At 67.2% G+C, this 686-nt stretch carries 1 protein-coding gene; it reads right to left on the bottom strand.

All coding sequences use genetic code 11. The annotated features are described in order from the left end of the window. A partial coding sequence (locus ON38_RS03205; RefSeq protein WP_039822228.1) for a condensation domain-containing protein occupies positions 1–686 on the bottom strand: 686 nt, incomplete at both ends.

Genomic DNA, 686 nt, shown 5'->3' with positions numbered 1-686 from the left:
CGACCTCGACCCGACCACCGGCAAACGACTGCACCGCCGGACGCGGCCGATCCGAGGGCAGATCCAACTGATCCGGAATACCCGCCAGCGTCGACTCCCAGTACCCGACCTGCTGCGCTGCCAGCGATTGCGGGTCGTCTTCGTCGCCCAGCAGCTCCCGCTGCCAGATGCTGTAATCCGCGTATTGCACCGGCAACGGCGCCCAGCCCGGGGCGTCCCCGGCCGTACGCGCCGCGTAGGCGGTCATCAGATCACGGATGAGCGGTCCCACCGAGGAACCGTCACCGGAAATATGGTGAACCACCATCGCCAGCACGAACTCACCGGCAGCAGACTCACCGGCCGCCACAGAACCGGCGTCGTCCGCTTCGCCGATCTCGAACAAGGCCACTCGCAACGGCACCTCGGCCGTCACATCGAAGCCCGCCGACGCCAACTCCGACACCGCCGACACCACATCCCCGGCAGCCACCGACCGCACCCGGAACTCCGGCACCGCATCCACAACCGGAAGCACCACCTGCACCGGACCCGAATCCGTCTCCGGATACACCGTCCGCAACACCTCGTGCCGGCCCACCACATCGGCCACCGCCGCACGCAACGCCGCCACATCCAGATCACCGGACAACCGCACAGCCATCGGAATGTTGTAAGCCGCCGACCGACCATCGAACCGGTTCAAG

The organism is Nocardia testacea NBRC 100365, from assembly GCF_000308775.1.
GTDB lineage: Bacteria > Actinomycetota > Actinomycetes > Mycobacteriales > Mycobacteriaceae > Nocardia > Nocardia testacea.
This window is presented reverse-complemented; position numbering and strand designations above follow the sequence as displayed.